Source organism: Nocardia sp. NPDC057440 (genome assembly GCF_042802915.1).
Classification (GTDB): domain Bacteria; phylum Actinomycetota; class Actinomycetes; order Mycobacteriales; family Mycobacteriaceae; genus Nocardia.
Map to the genome: position 1 here is coordinate 262,814 of NZ_JBHVDF010000011.1, position 17,092 is coordinate 279,905.

Consider the following 17,092-nt stretch of genomic DNA (forward strand, 5'->3'; position numbering starts at 1 on the left):
CGCCGATCGGGTTACAGCTTGCGCAGGCGCAGCCGGTTGATGGTGTGGTCGGCGTCCTTGCGCAGTACGAGGGTGGCCCGGGGACGGGTCGGCAAGATGTTGTCGACCAGGTTGGGGCGGTTGGTGGAATTCCAGATCTCCTGTGCCGCGGCGGTCGCCTGCTCGTCGGTGAATCCGGAGTAGTGGTGGAAGTGTGCGTTCGGGTCGGCGAACGCGGTTTCCCGGAGCGTGAGAAACCTTTGCACATACCACTTCTCGATGTCCTCGATGCGGGCGTCGACATAGATCGAGAAGTCGAAAAGGTCCGAGACCATCAGTCGCGGACCTGTTTGCAGGACGTTGAGGCCTTCCACAATGAGAATGTCCGGCTGCCGCACACAGTGGAATTTGTCGGGGATGATGTCGTAGGAGATATGCGAATACACCGGTGCGCACACTTCCGGTGCGCCGGATTTCACCTCGGTGACGAAGCGCAGAAGTTTACGGCGGTCGTAGCTTTCCGGAAAACCCTTGCGATGCATGATGCCGCGCCGGGTCAGTTCGGCTGTGGGGTAGAGGAATCCGTCGGTTGTGACCAAATCCACACGCGGGTGGTGATCCCAGCGGGCGAGCAACGCTTGCAACACGCGTGCGGTGGTGGATTTACCGACCGCGACACTGCCCGCGACGCCGATGACAAAAGGCACCTGCTGGTCGGGATGTTTCTCGCCGAGGAAGGTCGCCGTCGCGGCGAACAGTCGCTGACGTGCGGCAACCTGCAGGTGGATCAGGCGAGCGAGCGGCAGATAGACCTCGGCGACCTCTTCGAGGTCTATCTGTTCGCCGAGGCCGCGAAGCCCGATCAGTTCTTCCTCGGTGAGCACGAGTGGAGTCGACTTCCGCAGCGTGCGCCACTGTTTCCGGTCGAATTCCACATACGGGCTCGGCTCGCTCATTCGTGCCACTTACCCGACGCTCCTGTGAGGCAAACACGCACACATAACGTGGCGCCGCTGTGAGATTCGGTCTAGCTCTGGCCGCATAGCCGAATTCTGCTCTGCGTCAACAGCGTGCGAAAAGCGGGGTGTCACTACCCGTTGGTAACCGGGTCGATACCGGCGCTGACAGCGGCTAATGTCGGGCGGCATGGAAGCGCATCCGCTCGTGACCGAGTACCTGCGACTCGGTTTGGCCTTCGACCGGTTGGAGGAAGGTTTCGTCGACGCCTATACCGGTGATCCGGTGCTGCGTCGCGAGGTCGAGAACGCACCCGCACCGGAACCCCGTGCGCTGGCCCGCCGGGCCGCAGAGCTGCGCGCCGAACTGCCTGCCGCGGGACTCGCGCCGGAGCGGACCGAGTTCCTCGACGCGCATCTGCGCGCGCTGGAATGTTCCGGTCGCAAGTTCGCCGGCGACGACATCGGATTCGTCGAGGAGGTGCGGGCCTACTTCGATGTCGACATCGCGCCCGACGACGAAGCGGCCTATCGCGACGCACACCGGCAGATGGACGAGGTGCTGGCAGGCGAAGGATCGCTGGCCGAGCGGATCGCCGCCCATCGCAAGGCCGACGAGATTCCGCCGGAGCGGCTGCGCGCCTGTGTCGAAGAGTTCTCCGGCGCACTGCGCGAACTGGTGCGTGCGCGTTATCCGCTGCCCGACAACGAGCACGTCACCTACGAGGTGGTCGGCGACAAGCCGTGGTCCGGGTTCAACTATTACCTGGGCGACTACCAGTCGACGGTGGCGATCAACTCCGATCTCAAACAGCACATGGCGAACCTGCCGCACCTCATCGCGCACGAGTCCTACCCGGGCCATCACACCGAGCACTGCCGCAAGGAGGCCGGCCTGGTCGCGGCCGGTCAGGCCGAGCAGACGTTGTTCCTGGTGAACACGCCGCAGTGCCTCATGGCGGAAGGTCTCGCCGATCTGGCGCTCGGTGCGATCGTCGGACCCGGCTGGGGGAAATGGGCGCAGGAGATCTACGCCGACCTCGGCCTGCGCTTCGATGGGGAGCGCGCCGAACGCCTGGCGACTGCGTCGAGCAAGTTGCTAGGCGTGCGACAAGACGCCGCACTGCTGCTGCACGACCGGCGCCGCGACGCCGACGAGGTCGCACAATTTCTGCAGCGCTGGAACTTGAGCACCCCCGAGCGCGCCCGTCAGTCGCTGCGCTTCCTGTCCTCCCCGCTGTGGCGGGCCTACATCAGCACGTACGTGGAGGGCTATCGCCTACTCGGCGGCTGGCTCGATCGCGCAGCGACCGCCGCGGACCGAGTCGAACGCTTCCGCCGCCTCCTCGACGAACCGCTCACCCCCGGCGCGGTGCGCGCGATGTGACCCTGCGGGCACTCGAGCAGGCGGCCGCATCTCGCTCGGGTGGGTGTGGGTCAGCGGAAGATGACGCAGGTGGTGGTGGCATGTGCGACGAGCCGGCCCTTGTCATCGACGACGCGGCCCTCGGCGGTGGCGGTGGTGCGCCCGACGTGGATGGTGGTGCCGGTCGCGGTGAGTCGCCTGCCGTCGGTCGGGACGGAGCGGATGTAGTTGACCTTCAATTCGAGCGTCGTGTAGCCGACCCCCGGGTCCAGCGTGGTGTGCACGGCGCAGCCCATCACCGAATCCAGCAGCGTCGCGCAGATGCCGCCGTGCGTGGCGCCGAGCGGGTTGGCGAAATCGGGGCGGGTCTCGAGGCCGAAGACCACCTTGCCGTGTTCGAGCAGGTCGACCTCCATGCCGAGCAGATCGCCGATGAATCGCGGCCTGCCCTCCATCGTCATCGCCGTTCGCAGTAGCTCGAGCCCCGACAGCTCGGCGAAATCGATCTCGGACGCGGCCGTGGTTTCCGAACTCATGGGTTCCGTCCTTTCGGTGAACCGATCGGTCCACATCTGTCATAATTGGAGCATGGACCGATCGGTTCACGCAACTGTCAGTGAGGAGGACACCGATGACCGCAGGCCCGCGCGCCCGGCTGATCGAGAGCGCCATCGAGCTGGTTCGCGAACAGGGCGTGCACGCCGCCGGGCTCGCCGCGCTGCTCGACCGCAGCAATGCCTCGCGCAACTCGCTGTACCAGCACTTCCCCTCCGGAAAGAGTGAATTGGTCGAGACCGCGACCAAGATCGCCGGTGACCGGATGACCTCCGTCATCGATAAGGTCACCGCCGCAGGCCCGCCCGAACAGTGGCTCGCCGCACTGGTCGGCTGGTGGAAGCAGGTCCTCGAGCAGAGCGCGTTCACCGCGGGCTGCCCCATCGTGGGCGCCGCGCTCGCCGAATCCGAGCCCCGCGTGCAAGCCGCCGCAGGCGCGGCACTCGGCGACTGGGCAGACCACCTCGCCATCGCCTTCACAGGCACCGGCATCCCTCCGGCCCGCGCCGCATCGCTGGCGAGTTTCGTCGTCAGTGCGATCGAAGGCGCGATCGTCCAATCCCGCGCTCGCAAATCCACCAAGCCCCTCGACGATGCGCAAGAACATCTCGTGGCACTCCTCTCCGCCACCACTCCGGCCTGAGTCGCTCTCGAGTGCGATGCGGCCCGGCGAGCGGCGCCTGACTGTGGCGAATGTCGAGACGGACGCACAGCGGTGTGCCACTCGCGGATGTTTTCGGCCTGAGCGAACCCCCTGGCGGTGGGCGTATACGAGGGCCAATAGACTGATGCGGTGACGCAGACGACCGCCTCTGTCAATACCCAGTCTCTCGGTGAGCTCGATCCGGAGCTCGCTGCCGCGATGGCAGGCGAACTCGCCCGCGAACGCGACACCCTCGAGATGATCGCCTCCGAGAACTTCGTGCCGCGCGCCGTGCTGCAGGCACAGGGCAGCGTGCTCACCAACAAGTACGCCGAGGGCTACCCGGGCCGTCGCTACTACGGTGGCTGCGAGCACGTCGACGTGGTCGAGACCCTCGCCCGCGATCGCGCCAAGGAGCTCTTCGGCGCCGAATTCGCCAATGTGCAGCCGCATTCCGGCGCGCAGGCGAACGCCGCGGTGCTGATGGCGCTGATGGATCCGGGCGACAAGCTGCTCGGCCTCGACCTCGCGCACGGCGGACACCTCACCCATGGCATGCGGCTGAACTTCTCCGGCAAGCTCTACGAGGTGCACTCCTACGGGGTCAGCAAGGAAGACCACCGCATCGATATGGACGAGCTGCGCAAGACCGCGCTCGCCGCGCGCCCGAAGGTGATCGTGGCAGGCTGGTCGGCCTACCCGCGCCATCAGGATTTCGCCGCCTTCCGTGAGATCGCCGACGAGGTCGGGGCCTACCTGTGGGTGGACATGGCGCACTTCGCCGGTCTGGTCGCCGCGGGTCTGCATCCCTCGCCCGTCCCCTACGCCGACGTGGTGTCCTCCACCGTGCACAAGACCCTCGGCGGTCCGCGCTCGGGTCTGATCCTGGCCAAGCAGGAGTACGCGAAGAAGCTCAACAGCGCGGTATTCCCCGGCCAGCAGGGCGGCCCGCTCATGCACGTGATCGCCGCCAAGGCCGTGGCCTTCAAGATCGCGGGCGGCGCCGAGTTCAAGGAGCGCCAGGAGCGCACCCTGTCCGGCGCGAGGATCCTCGCCGAGCGCCTCGGCGGCGCCGACGTCAAGGACAAGGGCATCAGCGTCCTCACCGGCGGCACCGACGTGCACCTGGTGCTCGTCGACCTGCGCAACTCCGAACTCGACGGCCAGCAGGGCGAGGATCTGCTGCACGAAATCGGAATCACGGTGAACCGCAACGCCGTTCCGTTCGATCCGCGCCCGCCGATGGTCACCTCCGGTCTGCGCATCGGTACCGCCGCCCTGGCCACCCGTGGCTTCGGCGATGCCGAGTTCACCGAGGTCGCCGACATCATCGCCACCGCGCTCGCCGGCGGCTCCGACGCGGAATCGCTGCGCGCCCGCGTCGTCAAGCTGGCCCGCGACCTCCCGCTGTACCAGGGCCTGGAGGACTGGAACCTGCTCGGCTGAGCCGACCCGCTCCGGCCGACGTCTCCGCACACCACTCGAGGTGTGCGGAGACGTTTTTCATGGATGCACCGACGAGATGGCCTGTGCTAGAACGGAAGTCGCTGTGCTACCGCACCAGCGGACGCAGGGTGCGGCCGGCGAGTTCGACGATGCCTGGCTCGTGGCCGTTGGTGACCATGTTGATGATCAAGCCGTCGACACCGTGGTCGAGGACGCGGCGCTGCAGCTGTTCGGCGACATCGTCGGGGTTACCGGCGAATTGGCGATCGGCTTGTGAGCTGCGCAGTTCGGCGGGCAGCGCCGACAGCTCGTCTCCCTGTTTGCGCAGCAGGTCTGCCTGTAGCTTGCGGGCGCGGTCGCCGTCCTCATCGAGGATGACGTTGGCGAGGTAGCTGGTTTCCAGCGTCGCCGGGTCGCGGCCGATCTCGGCGCAGCGTTCGCGCAGTGCGGCCAACTTCTGCGGCAGCTGGGAAGCGTGGCAGATGATGTTGAGGTGGTCGGCGTAGCGGGCGGCCAGCGCGAAGGTCTTCTTTTCGCCGCCACCGCCGAGCAGGATCGGCAGGTCCTCGCGCAGGCGGGGTTCGTTCATCGCCTCCTGCGCGCGGTACCAGGCCCCGTCGAAGCTGGCTCGCTGTCCGCGCAACATCGGGATGACGATCTGCAGCGCCTCGTCCAGCCGGGCGAACCGATCGGTGAAGGTGCCGAATTCGAACCCATACTGCCGGTGTTCCAGTTCGTACCATCCCGCGCCGATGCCGAGCACCGCCCGGCCGCCGCTCACCACATCCAGCGTGGTGACGGTCTTGGCCAGCAGCGCTGGATTGCGATAGGTATTGCCGGTGACCAACGCCGACAACTTGATTCGCTCGGTGGCGGTCGCGAGCGCGGCCAGCGTGGTGTACGCCTCCAGCATCGGCTCCTCGGGCGGGCCGATTACCGGCAGCTGATAGAAGTGGTCCATCACGAACGCGGTGTCGAACCCGGCCGCTTCGGCCTCCTGCGCCTGCGCGACCACCGAGGGGAACAGATCGCGGACCGCGCCTGCGTGGCTGAAATTCGGCATCTGATAACCGAGGCGGATGCTCATGCGAGCCAACGCTACTGGGCATGAGCACGCGGTCGACAGGGAGAAACTGACCCTGGCAGAACCCAGGAAACGCGAGTACTGGTTGCCGTGAGCGCTGTGACAGCGGGAGTGCGCGGCCGGGGCCGGGTACTTGCACGGTGGTGCCGGGAGCGAGGCCGGCGGCCGGATCGCGGTAGCCGTCGGGTGCGATTGCGGTTGGACGTGGTGATCAGGCGGTCACCGATCGGGCAGACCGATAGCGACGGCTCACTGCGCCGGGCAGCTGTCGAGCATCTCGCCGAGCGCGTGGCGTTCGGGCGGTGTGACGTGCAGGCTGTAGCGGGCCTTCACACCGACCCAGCGCCTGGCGTACTCGCACCAATACTCGTGGCGGGGCGGCCGCCACCGGTCCGGGGCTTTGCTGCCCTTGTCCCGATTGGCCTGTTTCTGTGCCACGACCAGGTTGTCGATGTCATTGGCGAGGCGCTGGCGCCGATCCGCGGGCCAATCCCACGCGCCCGAACGCCACGCGTCACCCAGCGGGACAACATGGTCGATCTCGAGTTCGGAGGCGGTGTAGCGGTCGTAGGGCAGCGGCGTGCCGGTGTAGGGATCGTCCAGCCTGCCCGACAACACCATGCACCTATTGCGGTCGGCCATCCGCGCCTCGTGCAGGTCGCGGCGCAGCACCGCATCCCGTGCGGTGCATCCGTCCGACTGCACCGGTTCGCCGCCACGGCCTGCCCAGCCGGGACCGAATGCACTGCGGGCGTAGCTTTCCCAGTGCTCGGGCCGCGCCACGACCAGGCTGTTCAGCAGTGCCCGCGCGGATCCGGAACCGGGCGGGAACGGCGCTGCGGAGGAGGGCCGAGGACTCGGCGAACCCACCGCGGGCACTGTCGAGTCGCGATGACCGATCCATAGCCCGGCAGCGGCGGCCACGCACGACAGCAGTACCAGCGTGGCCGCGCCACCGCGCAGGAACCGTCGTGGCCTGCTCCGGCCTGCCCGCCGCCGGGTCGCCGTGCGGGCAGGATAATCCCCGGTGAACGCACGGACACCAGCACGCGCGGGGCGTCGCAAGTCGCTAACCGTCGAGCCGCGCTTTGCCGCGGATGATGGCCTCGTCCAGGTAGCGGGTGATATCGGTGCTGGTTGCCGGCCGGATCATGAGGGCGCGGTTGGCGGGAATCTCGCAGTAGCGGCCCTCCGTCGTATCGATCCAGCGCAGCTTGCCGGTCCGGATCGGCGCGCCGTTGCGTGGGCCGAGCAACACAACGGCGGAACCTCTGGTGTCGTAGGGCTGACGCCAGAAGCGCCGGTAGCGATCCTTGACCGCGCGTGAGGGCGCAGTGGCGAACGGGTCGGGACGGTCGTCGTTGAGATCGTCTAGCAGGTAACTCTTTTCGGCCGCGGTGCCCGCAGGCGGGTCCGGCAGTAGCCGAACCAGCTCGGTGGCGAGCTGGTCGACCCGGCAGCGGCGCAAGCGCACCTTGCCGCCGTCGGGGCCGGGCGCCTGCACGGCGATGACGCCGGGTCCGCCGCGAGTCGCGCACCCGATCGCCCGAATCTCCGCCGAGTCGCGAGCATTGTCGATGCCGAAGAGTTCGATGCGCCAATCGGGTCGGGCGAGCACACCGAGCGCGCGCCGGAGGTGGATGTGGTCCTCGTGCGCTAGTTCCGCGCGGAACTGGCGCTGATACGCCTGATACTCGTTGCGGCCGGGGAAGCGGCTGGTGAACCGGAATGGGAAAGGTAAGCGGTCCATGCCGGTTCCGAACCACCCGGCCGCGAACTGTTCGGCCGTGAGCAACCATTGCGCCATCACTCGGCCCCGAGCACCGGCGGGACGGTCCGCTCGACCGGGCCGAGGAGTTCCGCGGCGTGCTCCTCCGAGCGCAGGTAGCCGGGCGACTCGTGCTCGTCGTCGGTTCCTCGTGGCCGGGTGCGCGGCGGCGCCATGTTCGAATAGCCCGCTCCGACTGTCGTGCCGGGGCGTCCGGCGGTGCCGGAGACAGGCTGTGTCCCAGGCGTTCCCGCCGTCGGGCTCGGCTGGCCGGGCACCGAAGTGCCTGGTCGAGGTTCGCTGCTGTATACCGGTGCCGCGGTGGGCGAGCTCGGTGTGCTCGGCCGGCTCGGGATGCTGTCGAGCACGACCGGGGTATACGCGGTCGGGACCGTCGTCGGATACGAGGCAGGGGCGAGTGCCGAGGGCATGACCGGTCTCGTCGAGGTGGGGGTGGTGCCCGCCGGAGTGGTGGGTGCACTGTTCGATGCGGGCGAGACTTGCCGTGCAGCCTCTTCTTCCGGCTTCCCCTGCTGCTCCGACTCGGACGGCAAGGCCGGCGTCTCCTGCTCGGCCGGTATGCCGTGGTCTGCGGATTGGTCTCCAGCTGCCGGCTTGTCCGTGGGTTCGTCCTGCCCGGTGTGCTCGTCGTGGCCGGTCGGACTGCCGTGCTCGGTCCCGCTCTGCGTGCCGGGTTCGCCTGATCCGGCGCCGTTCGGACTGCCGGGTTGCGCGCCTGCGTCCACGCCGCCGACACCACCCGGATTCACACCGACGGGTCGCACCGGCGGCGGCAGCGTCGGAATATCCGGGGCAGTGTTCCCGTACGGTTGGATGTACAGCGTGTTCATATCATCGCGGGCCTGCTCTTCGGCAGTGTTCCGGGCCGCGGGATCGGTTGTGGTTCCGGAACTTTCGATCACCTCGGGCACCGCAGCCTTGAACCGCGCCGCCGCGCCCGCCGCCGCCGAGAGTGGCTGGGACTGCTGATCCAGCGCCTGTCCGAGCTCACTCATCCGCGCGGTGAACTGCCGGATGCCGCGTATGGCGCTGTCCGCGGCGGCCCCCTCCCAATCCTGTTCCGCCGCTTGCTGGATGGCCGCCTCGAACTGTTCTCCGGCCTTGGTCACCGCCGCCGCGATGGCCGACCAGGCTTCGAGGGCGCCGTCGAGCCCTGCCGGGTTCATCTGAACCGATGCCTTTTTGATCTCCGCGTGCGAAAAGTGCTGCGCGTTCTCGGGATTGGTGATCGCGCGGCCGTCGGTTGGTCTCATGACCGGCCCTCCGCCCTTCCGTCAGTGCCGTCTTGACCCTATAGACGCACCCGACACCGCCCCGGTTCCATCGAAACACACCCCTGCCTCCGGTGCTAGCCACACCGCCGCGGATTCGCACCGTCGGACCGGTTCACTGCGCAACGGACCGGGCGACCAGAGCCGGGTAGTCCCGCAGGTCGATGTTGTTCGCCGCGCTGTCGCCGTACTTCATCATGAGCGTGAACATCCGCGAGTTCATGAACCAGTTGCGCATCTTGATGCCGCGCGCGGTCTTCGGCGCGAGGAAAGCACCCGCATTGCTGTTGCCCGCGAGCTTGGTGTAGCGACGCATGATCTCGTCGTAGTTGGCGAAGGCGGTGGTGTGATCGTCGTTGACGGCGAGCTCGCCTGCGATGACATAGGCGCCGACGACCGCGAGTCCGGTTCCGAAGCCGCCCAGGGTGTTTCCGTAGGCCGAGTCACCGACCAGCGCGACCCGTCCCTTGGTGTAGCCGACCTTCTTCATGTCCACCTTGCTGATCGAATCGAGGAAGACGTCCTCGAACTCGTCGATTTCGGTGAGCATGCGCGGCAACTCCCAGCCGAGGTCGGCATAGGTCTGCTTGATGACCCGTCGCTGGTCCGTGGTGCTGTTGCGGTCGTAGTCGAGCTCCTCGGCGGCGAACATATAGAGCTGCTGCGCTTTCGAGCCGCCGCTGACCGCGAGCCTGCCCGGCGCGTTGTGCGCATACGCGGTCGCGCGTGCGCGCGGCCCCTCGGCGTCGACGCTCCACGGGCTCGCACCCGCGACGCAGTAGTAGTGGCCCAGGTGCTTGACGAAGTCCTTTTCCGGTCCGAAGGTCAATCTCCGTACCCGCGAATGGATTCCGTCGGCGCCGAATACAAAATCGAAGGTGCGCGCCGGGCCGTGCTCGAACTCGACGAACACGCCGTCGGCAGTGTCGGTGAGTGCGCTGATCGAGTCACCGAAGAGGTACTCGCATTCGTCTGCGGTCTTCTTGTACATGATCGCCGCGAGGTCACCGCGCAGGATTTCCACGTCGCCGCCGGTGAAGTCGCCGGACATGACGCCGAGCTCTTTGCCTGCTTCGTCGATGAACACCATGTCGGTCGTGCCGGTGCGCTGCTGCTGGACCTCGTCCCAGATCCCCATCCGCTCGAGCACGATGCGGTGCGTCTCGCCCTTGAAGTCGATGGCCTGACCGCCGGTCCGCAGCGTAGGCGCCCGCTCGACCACGGTGACGGCGAATCCGTATCTGTTCAGCCAGTAGGCGAGGGCGGGTCCGGCAACGCTGGCGCCGGAGATGAGGACGGTCTTGTTTCGCATGGCGTCTCCCTATGTTCTGCGTCCTACGGAATCTGTTTCCATCGGACACGAATGAGAGTATGGTAGACACAGTTCTAAGTCAAGCCGTATCTCCGGAAGGATGTGGTGATGCCGTCACCTACCGCTGTCGAGCTGCTATGGGGAACCCAGCAGCGACCGAAACGTGGACCGAAGCCCTCGCTGACACTGGACGGGATCGTCGCCGAGGCGATCGCCCTTGCCGATGCCGAAGGCCTGGCGAACCTGTCCATGCAGCGCCTCGCCGAGCGTCTCGGTTACACCAAGATGTCGCTGTACCGCTACGTGCCGGGCAAGGCCGAGCTCACCGCGCTGATGCTCGACGCTGCCCTCGGCGCGCCGCCGGATATGGCAGCGATCCAAGCGGATTCGGTCGAGCGGCGCTGGCGCATCGGCCTGCGCCGGTGGGCGGAGGCGATCTTCGAGAAGTACAACGCCCATCCATGGTCGCTCGAACTCTCCGTCGGGGTGCGTCCGTTCGGGCCCAACGAGATGCTGTGGATGGAGGCCGCGCTGCAGGTCTTGGCGGACACCGGCCTGACCGGACCCGAACGGCTCGACACCATGGTGCTGCTGAACGGCCACCTCCGCAGCCTCGCGCAGCAATCGATGACGGTGGGTAAAGAGGGATTGGAACAACAGCTGATCCGCGAGCTCGGGGATGTCCTCGCGGCCGCGGGCGATCGTTACCCCGAGGTCGTCGCGGCCTTCGCCGAGCAGGCGGTCGTCGGCGCGTCCGGGCCGGGGGCCAGCCGCGACAATGCGCTGAACTTCGGCATCGACCGCATCCTGGACGGACTCGCCGTCTTCATCGCGGACCGGCGCTGATCCGCGCGGAGCCGACCCGCGCGGCATACAGTCGAACCATGTCCGAACAGACCGAATTGACAGAAGACGCGATCATCACAGTGCGCGAGTTCTTCGCGGCGCTGGAAATGGGCGCGGTGGAGGAGGCGCTGGAGCTTCTGCACCCCGACCTCGTCTGGAAGAACTCCACGCTGCCCGACGTCGGCGGCGGTCTGGCCCGGCGCATCCTGCGCGGTCTGCACCGGGACCAATTCGGCTTCGCCGTCGAGATGCATCACATCGCGGCCGAGGACGACAACGTGGTGCTCACCGACCGCACCGACATCCTGCGGTTCGGTCCGGTGCGCGTGGCGTTCTGGGTCGCGGGCACCTTCGAACTGCGCGAGGGCCGGATCGTCCTGTGGGACGACCACTTCAGCTGGGAGAACTTCCTGCGCGGCACCGCCGTCGGGCTGTGGCGCGCGGTGTTCCCGCGCGGCTGAGCCGGGAACTCAGGAGTGCTCGACGAGGTATTCCAGGTAGAACGGGCGCAACACCTCGGCGACTTCGCCGTCGCCCGCGTGGACGTAGTCATCGATCATCGGGACCACGTACTTGATATCGGCCGCGCTCTGGCCGAGGTTGCCCGCCGCGGCCTCGGCGGCGGGGATCGAGGTGAGCAATCGCCACAGGTACTTCACGTCTCCGTGACGCACCGCCAGTTTCACCGCCCTGTCGTGCAACTCCTTGGACGACAGCTTCTCCAGATCCTCGTAACCGGCCATGTCTGCGACTCTAACCCCTGAACGCCGAATGTTCCCGTGAGCTCGGGTTAACGACAAATTCACGGACACGCCTACCGGTCCGGGAGCGAGGAATGGTCGGTCGGCGGTAGCGTCGGTGGTGCGGGTCGCGTCGGTGTGACTCGTACGGGAGGTCCTGACCGTGACTGAGCTATTCAGTACGAGGGGGCCGGCACCCGGCCCTCGTGGCATCTGACTCACGTCGGATCCCATCAGGACGGACCGGTCCAGCGAGATCGTCTGTGCGGGTGCCGCGCGGACACAAAGGAGCCCACCGTGACTGCTGCACGCTCCGTCCCCGCTCCCTCGGCGCATTCCCGCTCCGCGAAAAATAAGGATTCCGCCGCTGTCTCTTCGGACGTCAAGGGGGCCCGCCCCACGCATTCCCACAGTTCCGGTGCCAGGACCTTCGTAATCGACACTTCGGTGTTGCTGTCGGATCCCTGGGCTTTCACCAGGTTCGGCGAGCACGATGTCGTCTTACCGCTGGTTGTCATCAGTGAGCTCGAAGGCAAACGACACCATCACGAACTGGGCTGGTTCGCGCGGGAAGCCCTGCGCAACCTGGACGATCTACGCCTGCAGCACGGCAGGCTGGATCAGCAGGTGCCGATAGGCACCGAGGGTGGAACGCTGCAGGTGGAACTGAACCACACCGACCCAGCGGTACTTCCGGTCGGGTTCCGCACCGACACCAATGATTCCCGAATCCTGGCCTGTGCCCTCAATCTCGCGGCGGAGGGCCGCGCCGTGGTGCTGGTCTCCAAGGACATTCCGTTGCGCGTCAAGGCGAGCGCGGTGGGATTGCAGGCCGACGAGTACCACGCCCAGGACGTGGTCACCTCCGGCTGGTCCGGGATGGTCGAGCTAGATGTGAACTCCGCTCAGATTGATCAGCTCTACTCCGAGAGTGCGATCGATGTGGACGATGCCAAGGAACTGCCGTGCCACACCGGAATTCGGCTGCTCGGCTCCAGCTCCAGCGCGCTCGGCCGGGTCACTCCCGACAAACGGGTGCAGTTGGTGCGCGAGCGCGAGGCGTTCGGATTGCACGGCCGTTCGGCTGAGCAGCGCATCGCCCTCGATCTGCTGCTCGACGAGAGCATCGGCATCGTCTCGCTCGGTGGCCGAGCCGGCACCGGCAAGTCGGCGCTGGCCCTCACCGCGGGTTTGGAGGCGGTGCTCGAGCGCCGCACCCAGCGCAAGGTGGTGGTCTTCCGGCCGCTGTACGCCGTGGGCGGACAGGACCTCGGCTACCTACCCGGGTCCGAGAGCGAGAAGATGGGTCCGTGGGCGCAGGCCGTCTTCGACACCCTCGACGGGCTGGCGAGTCGCGAGGTGATGGAGGAAGTGCTCAGCCGCGACATGCTGGAGGTATTGCCGCTCACCCACATTCGCGGTCGTTCGCTGCACGATTCGTTCGTGATCGTGGACGAGGCGCAATCGCTGGAACGCAATGTGCTGCTCACCGTGCTCAGCCGACTGGGCACGGGATCACGGGTGGTGCTCACCCACGATGTGGCACAGCGCGACAACCTGCGCGTCGGCAGGCACGACGGTGTCGCCGCGGTGATCGAAAAGCTCAAGGGGCACCCGCTTTTCGCGCACATCACCCTCACTCGAAGCGAGCGGTCGCCGATCGCCGCGCTGGTGACCGAGATGCTGGAGGAGTACGGCCCGAGCGCGTAGCCCGGCAAACCCGTGTGGCGCCTGGGTAGTCAGCAACTACCCAGGGTGTGTTTCACCTCACAATCGAATGGGTAGTATCCGCCGCGATACGTGTTCAGCGACGACCCGGCGAGTCGGTCATCGATTCGCCGGGTCGTTGCGGGGCAGCGGCCTAGGCTACGGCCGACGTCACCGCGTCCGCGGTGTCGCCGGTAGCCACTTTCGAGAGGATGGAAATGCACCACTTCGCTCGACGAACGGCTGGACTCACCGCGGTGCTCGCGACGGGCGCATTGCTGCTTGCCGCGGGCTGCAGCAAGGATGACGACAAAGATTCGAACTCCGCTGCGATGACGACCACCTCGATGCCCATGGGGCACATGGAGGAGGAGCACGTCGCGGGCGCGGCGGAGGAAACCAAGATCGCTACGCAGGGTGGCGACATCACCGTCGCCGGCGAGATCCTCGAAAAGTACACCGAGACAGGTGGTCCGACCGGTCCGCTCGGCGCCCCGCTCGAGGCACTGGAGACCGCGCCCAACGACGGTAAATACCAGGACTTCACCGGCGGCACCATCTTCTGGAGCAAGGACACCGGCTCGCACGTCGTGTGGGGCGAGATTCGCAAGGCGTGGGAAGACAACGGCGGCGCCAACGGCAAGCTCGGCTACCCGACCAGCGACGAGAAGGACATCGCGGGCGGTAAGGAGAGCGAATTCAGCGGGGGCACCATCACGTGGGTGGACGGCAAGACTACAGTCACGCCCAAGGCCTGATCGGCTGCGGCGTCCGGAGCCGTGCGCGCACGTTGCCGGACGCCGGTCTCCATTCCCTGTTTGTCATCTTCAGATGCCCGCACCGCGGGCCCAGCAGCTAGGTTGTGTGAGTGCAAAATCCCTTGACCGACCGCGAGCTTCTGCAAGCGCTTGCGGACGAGGTGGAACTGAATCTGCGTCGTCACATCGAAGCCGCAGACGGCTGGCAGCCGCACGACTACGTGCCGTGGGACGACGGCCGGAACTTCGGCTTCCTCGGCGGCGTCGACTGGGAGCCGGAGCAATCCGAGCTCAGCGACACCGCCAAGCTGGCGTTGACCGTCAGCGTGCTGGTCGCGGACAACCTGCCCTCGTATCACCGCGAGATCGGCCAGTACCTGCGTACCGGTTCGTGGTGGCGCTGGGTCGGCCGGTGGACGGCCGAGGAAAACCGCCACGAGATCATGATCCGCAACTACCTCATGGTCACCCGCTCGGTCGATCCGATCGAGTTGGAGCGGTTGCGGATGGACCACATGACCAAGGGCTTCCGCCGTCCCGCGCTGCACCTGCTCGACGTACTGGCCACCTGCGCGTTCGAGGAATCGGCCGCCGCGATCCGGCATCGCAACACCGCGGCCCTCGGCGAGAACAAGATGGTCACCGCCATCGCCGAGCGCATCGCGGTCGACGACGAGCTGCAGTCGGTCCTCTTCGCCAACCTGATCGTCGCGGCCTTCGAGATCGCGCCGGATCAGACCATGCGCGCCGTCGCCGACAGCGTGGCGAGGTTCCACGTGCCGACGGTGACGCTGCCCGACGGACGCAGCAGCGACGACCTGCTCGCCGAAGCGGGCATCTACGACCAGGCCAAAGAGGGCGAGCTGGTTTTCGCTCCGCTGCTGGCCCAGTGGAAGGTGTTCGAACGGACCGATCTCGGTGAAGAGGGCGAAAAGGCGCGTGCCGAGCTCGCGCCTCTGCGTACCGAGTCGCTGGCCTGATTCGGGCTGCCGCGGATAACGCGATGAATTGCCGCCGGCCGGTGCACGGATTCGTGCACCGGCCGGTTTTTTGCGGCGCTGAATACTATTCGCCTGCGGGCGCTTGCTCTCCGCCCTTCACCTTCGCCATCGACAAGACGTCGAGTCGGCGGTCGAGTTCTTGCTCCGTCAGCTTTTCGTCGATGAGACCACGGTCGATGACCGTCTGCCGAATCGTCTTACGCTGTTTCAGCGCCTCTTTCGCGACGGCTGCCGCTTCTTCGTAGCCGATCGCCGAATTCAGCGGCGTCACGATGGATGGGGACGATTCGGCCAGAGTGCGAAGATGGTCCTCATTCGCGACCAGGCCACGAATGCACTTGTCGGCGAACAGCCGGGAGACATTGGCGAGCAAGCGGATCGACTCCAGCAGATTGCGTGCCATCACCGGGATGTAGACGTTCAGTTCGAACGCACCGCTCGCGCCGGAGAACGCGACGGTCGCGTCGTTGCCGATCACCTGCGCGGCGACCTGCGTGACCGCCTCTGGCAGTACCGGATTCACCTTGCCCGGCATGATCGAGCTACCGGGCTGCAGATCGGGCAGTTGCAGTTCACCGAGGCCGGTGAGCGGGCCCGAACCCATCCAGCGGATATCGTTGGCGATCTTGGTGAGACTGACCGCGACGGTGCGCAGCGCGCCGGAAGCCTCGACCAGGCCATCGCGCGCTGCCTGCGCCTCGAAATGATCCTCGGCCTCCGACAGCGCGTCGAGGCCGGTCGAACGCACCAGCTCCGCAACGACTTTGGTGCCGAAACCGTCCGGCGCATTGAGGCCGGTGCCGACCGCGGTGCCGCCGATGGGCAGCTCACCCAAGCGCGGCAGCACCGCCATGATGCGCTCGATCCCCGCCGCGACCTGGCGGGTATAGCCGCCGAATTCCTGGCCGAGGGTGACCGGCACCGCGTCCATCAGATGGGTGCGCCCGGACTTCACCACCGTGCGCCATTCGGTCGACTTGTCCAGCAGCGCGAGCCGCAAATGATCCAGCGCCGGAATCAGATCCTTGATGGCGCCCTCGGTGGCGGCCAGATGCGTTGCGGTGGGGAAGGTGTCGTTGGACGACTGGGACATGTTCACGTCGTCGTTGGGGTGCACGTTGACGCCGTTGGCCTTGGCGATCGAGGCGATCACCTCATTGGCGTTCATATTCGAGCTGGTGCCGGAACCGGTCTGGAAGACATCGATCGGGAACTGGTCGTCGTGCTCGCCCTCGGCGATCTCCTCGGCCGCGGCGATGATCGCGTCGGCCTTGGTGGCGTCGAGTAGACCCAGATCGCGGTTGACCTTGGCACACGCGGCCTTCAGTAGGCCGAGCGCGCGAATCTGCGCACGCTCCAGGCCGCGTCCGCTGATCGGAAAGTTCTCCACGGCCCGTTGGGTCTGCGCCCGCCACAACGCGTGCACGGGTACCCGGACCTCGCCCATGGTGTCGTGCTCGATGCGGTACTGCGTCTCCTCGGTCGTCATGAATCGACCCTAGCTGTGTTTGATTTGCCGCGCCTTCGGCGCGGCGTGTGCTGTGTCTTTTGGCAGCGCCTTCGGCGCTGCGTGTTCGCGGCCCCCTTGGTCTCGCTTCCGAGCCGTCGAGACTTGCGCCTTCGGCGCGTGCGCTTCGAC

The 17,092-nt window shown here is 66.7% G+C and carries 17 protein-coding genes; 8 read left to right on the forward strand and 9 right to left on the reverse strand.

Annotated elements, in window-relative coordinates; translation table 11 throughout:
* Positions 1-11: 11 nt before the first annotated feature.
* Positions 12-944, reverse strand: coding sequence for a type I pantothenate kinase (gene coaA, locus ACFU4Z_RS23600; protein WP_379066485.1), 933 nt, complete (start codon positions 942-944; stop codon positions 12-14).
* Between the two features lie 181 nt (positions 945-1,125).
* Between coaA and ACFU4Z_RS23605 the strand changes: the two genes are divergently transcribed.
* Positions 1,126-2,322, forward strand: a complete 1,197-nt coding sequence (locus ACFU4Z_RS23605) for a DUF885 domain-containing protein (protein WP_379066487.1) — start codon at positions 1,126-1,128, stop codon at positions 2,320-2,322.
* Positions 2,323-2,372: 50 nt separating this feature from the next.
* Here the strand turns inward: ACFU4Z_RS23605 and ACFU4Z_RS23610 are convergent, their stop codons facing one another.
* Positions 2,373-2,837: a PaaI family thioesterase gene (locus tag ACFU4Z_RS23610; RefSeq protein WP_379066489.1), complete on the reverse strand. Its 465-nt coding sequence runs from the start codon at positions 2,835-2,837 to the stop codon at positions 2,373-2,375.
* Between the two features lie 95 nt (positions 2,838-2,932).
* Between ACFU4Z_RS23610 and ACFU4Z_RS23615 the strand changes: the two genes are divergently transcribed.
* Together ACFU4Z_RS23615 and glyA are read left to right on the forward strand one after the other, a co-directional pair.
* Positions 2,933-3,499 carry a TetR/AcrR family transcriptional regulator gene (locus ACFU4Z_RS23615; protein WP_379066491.1) on the forward strand — a complete coding sequence of 189 codons (567 nt, stop codon included), beginning with the start codon at positions 2,933-2,935 and terminating at the stop codon, positions 3,497-3,499.
* 150 nt (positions 3,500-3,649) lie between these two features.
* Entirely contained in the window at positions 3,650-4,945 is a 1,296-nt protein-coding gene (gene glyA / locus ACFU4Z_RS23620; protein WP_379066493.1) for a serine hydroxymethyltransferase, read from the forward strand.
* Between the two features lie 106 nt (positions 4,946-5,051).
* On the opposite strand, the gene ACFU4Z_RS23625 is transcribed toward glyA, so the two are convergent.
* The 5 genes from ACFU4Z_RS23625 to ACFU4Z_RS23645 form a co-directional block, all read right to left on the reverse strand.
* Entirely contained in the window at positions 5,052-6,032 is a 981-nt protein-coding gene (locus tag ACFU4Z_RS23625; protein ID WP_379066495.1) for a TIGR03560 family F420-dependent LLM class oxidoreductase, read from the reverse strand.
* Positions 6,033-6,278: 246 nt separating this feature from the next.
* Positions 6,279-7,094 (reverse strand): HNH endonuclease family protein, encoded by an 816-nt coding sequence (locus ACFU4Z_RS23630; protein WP_379066497.1) that lies wholly within the window; start codon positions 7,092-7,094, stop codon positions 6,279-6,281.
* A gap of 4 nt (positions 7,095-7,098) precedes the next feature.
* Positions 7,099-7,836 carry an ESX secretion-associated protein EspG gene (locus ACFU4Z_RS23635; protein WP_379066499.1) on the reverse strand — a complete coding sequence of 246 codons (738 nt, stop codon included), beginning with the start codon at positions 7,834-7,836 and terminating at the stop codon, positions 7,099-7,101.
* Positions 7,836-9,071 (reverse strand): hypothetical protein, encoded by a 1,236-nt coding sequence (locus ACFU4Z_RS23640; protein WP_379066501.1) that lies wholly within the window; start codon positions 9,069-9,071, stop codon positions 7,836-7,838. Before ACFU4Z_RS23640 ends, ACFU4Z_RS23635 begins: the two co-directional genes overlap by 1 nt.
* Before the next feature lie 133 nt (positions 9,072-9,204).
* Positions 9,205-10,401, reverse strand: coding sequence for an FAD-dependent monooxygenase (locus tag ACFU4Z_RS23645; protein WP_379066503.1), 1,197 nt, complete (start codon positions 10,399-10,401; stop codon positions 9,205-9,207).
* 108 nt (positions 10,402-10,509) lie between these two features.
* On the opposite strand from ACFU4Z_RS23645, the gene ACFU4Z_RS23650 reads away from it, so the two are divergent.
* Together ACFU4Z_RS23650 and ACFU4Z_RS23655 are read left to right on the forward strand one after the other, a co-directional pair.
* A complete protein-coding gene (locus ACFU4Z_RS23650) occupies positions 10,510-11,247 on the forward strand; it encodes a TetR/AcrR family transcriptional regulator (RefSeq protein ID WP_379066505.1) in 738 nt (245 codons plus the stop codon).
* A 38-nt stretch (positions 11,248-11,285) separates the two neighbouring features.
* Positions 11,286-11,708, forward strand: a complete 423-nt coding sequence (locus tag ACFU4Z_RS23655; RefSeq protein ID WP_379066508.1) for a limonene-1,2-epoxide hydrolase family protein — start codon at positions 11,286-11,288, stop codon at positions 11,706-11,708.
* Positions 11,709-11,717: 9 nt separating this feature from the next.
* Here the strand turns inward: ACFU4Z_RS23655 and ACFU4Z_RS23660 are convergent, their stop codons facing one another.
* Positions 11,718-11,990: a hypothetical protein gene (locus tag ACFU4Z_RS23660; protein WP_379066510.1), complete on the reverse strand. Its 273-nt coding sequence runs from the start codon at positions 11,988-11,990 to the stop codon at positions 11,718-11,720.
* Positions 11,991-12,284: 294 nt separating this feature from the next.
* Here ACFU4Z_RS23660 and ACFU4Z_RS23665 point away from each other — a divergent pair, with 294 nt between their 5' ends.
* The 3 genes from ACFU4Z_RS23665 (at position 12,285) to ACFU4Z_RS23675 (ending at position 15,432) form a co-directional block, all read left to right on the forward strand.
* Positions 12,285-13,697, forward strand: a complete 1,413-nt coding sequence (locus ACFU4Z_RS23665) for a PhoH family protein (protein WP_379066512.1) — start codon at positions 12,285-12,287, stop codon at positions 13,695-13,697.
* Positions 13,698-13,906: 209 nt separating this feature from the next.
* The gene (locus tag ACFU4Z_RS23670) at positions 13,907-14,452 is read left to right on the forward strand and encodes an LGFP repeat-containing protein (RefSeq protein WP_379066514.1); all 546 of its coding nucleotides are present in this window, start codon (positions 13,907-13,909) and stop codon (positions 14,450-14,452) included.
* Positions 14,453-14,562: 110 nt separating this feature from the next.
* A complete protein-coding gene (locus ACFU4Z_RS23675) occupies positions 14,563-15,432 on the forward strand; it encodes an acyl-ACP desaturase (RefSeq protein ID WP_379066516.1) in 870 nt (289 codons plus the stop codon).
* A gap of 85 nt (positions 15,433-15,517) precedes the next feature.
* Here ACFU4Z_RS23675 and ACFU4Z_RS23680 read toward each other — a convergent pair whose 3' ends face one another.
* Positions 15,518-16,942 (reverse strand): class II fumarate hydratase, encoded by a 1,425-nt coding sequence (locus tag ACFU4Z_RS23680; RefSeq protein WP_379066518.1) that lies wholly within the window; start codon positions 16,940-16,942, stop codon positions 15,518-15,520.
* Between the last annotated feature and the right edge of the window lie 150 nt (positions 16,943-17,092).

Bases quoted from the DNA above. Each gene is read 5' to 3' on its own strand.
- ACFU4Z_RS23645 (WP_379066503.1), bottom strand. From the start codon at position 10,401: ATGCGAAACAAGACCGTCCTCATCTCCGGCGCCAGCGTTGCCGGACCC.
- ACFU4Z_RS23680 (WP_379066518.1), bottom strand. From the start codon at position 16,942: ATGACGACCGAGGAGACGCAGTACCGCATCGAGCACGACACCATGGGC.
- ACFU4Z_RS23635 (WP_379066499.1), bottom strand. From the start codon at position 7,836: ATGGCGCAATGGTTGCTCACGGCCGAACAGTTCGCGGCCGGGTGGTTC.
- ACFU4Z_RS23625 (WP_379066495.1), bottom strand. From the start codon at position 6,032: ATGAGCATCCGCCTCGGTTATCAGATGCCGAATTTCAGCCACGCAGGC.
- ACFU4Z_RS23640 (WP_379066501.1), bottom strand. From the start codon at position 9,071: ATGAGACCAACCGACGGCCGCGCGATCACCAATCCCGAGAACGCGCAG.
- ACFU4Z_RS23610 (WP_379066489.1), bottom strand. From the start codon at position 2,837: ATGAGTTCGGAAACCACGGCCGCGTCCGAGATCGATTTCGCCGAGCTG.
- ACFU4Z_RS23615 (WP_379066491.1), top strand. From the start codon at position 2,933: ATGACCGCAGGCCCGCGCGCCCGGCTGATCGAGAGCGCCATCGAGCTG.
- ACFU4Z_RS23605 (WP_379066487.1), top strand. From the start codon at position 1,126: ATGGAAGCGCATCCGCTCGTGACCGAGTACCTGCGACTCGGTTTGGCC.
- ACFU4Z_RS23670 (WP_379066514.1), top strand. From the start codon at position 13,907: ATGGAAATGCACCACTTCGCTCGACGAACGGCTGGACTCACCGCGGTG.
- ACFU4Z_RS23660 (WP_379066510.1), bottom strand. From the start codon at position 11,990: ATGGCCGGTTACGAGGATCTGGAGAAGCTGTCGTCCAAGGAGTTGCAC.
- ACFU4Z_RS23655 (WP_379066508.1), top strand. From the start codon at position 11,286: ATGTCCGAACAGACCGAATTGACAGAAGACGCGATCATCACAGTGCGC.
- ACFU4Z_RS23650 (WP_379066505.1), top strand. From the start codon at position 10,510: ATGCCGTCACCTACCGCTGTCGAGCTGCTATGGGGAACCCAGCAGCGA.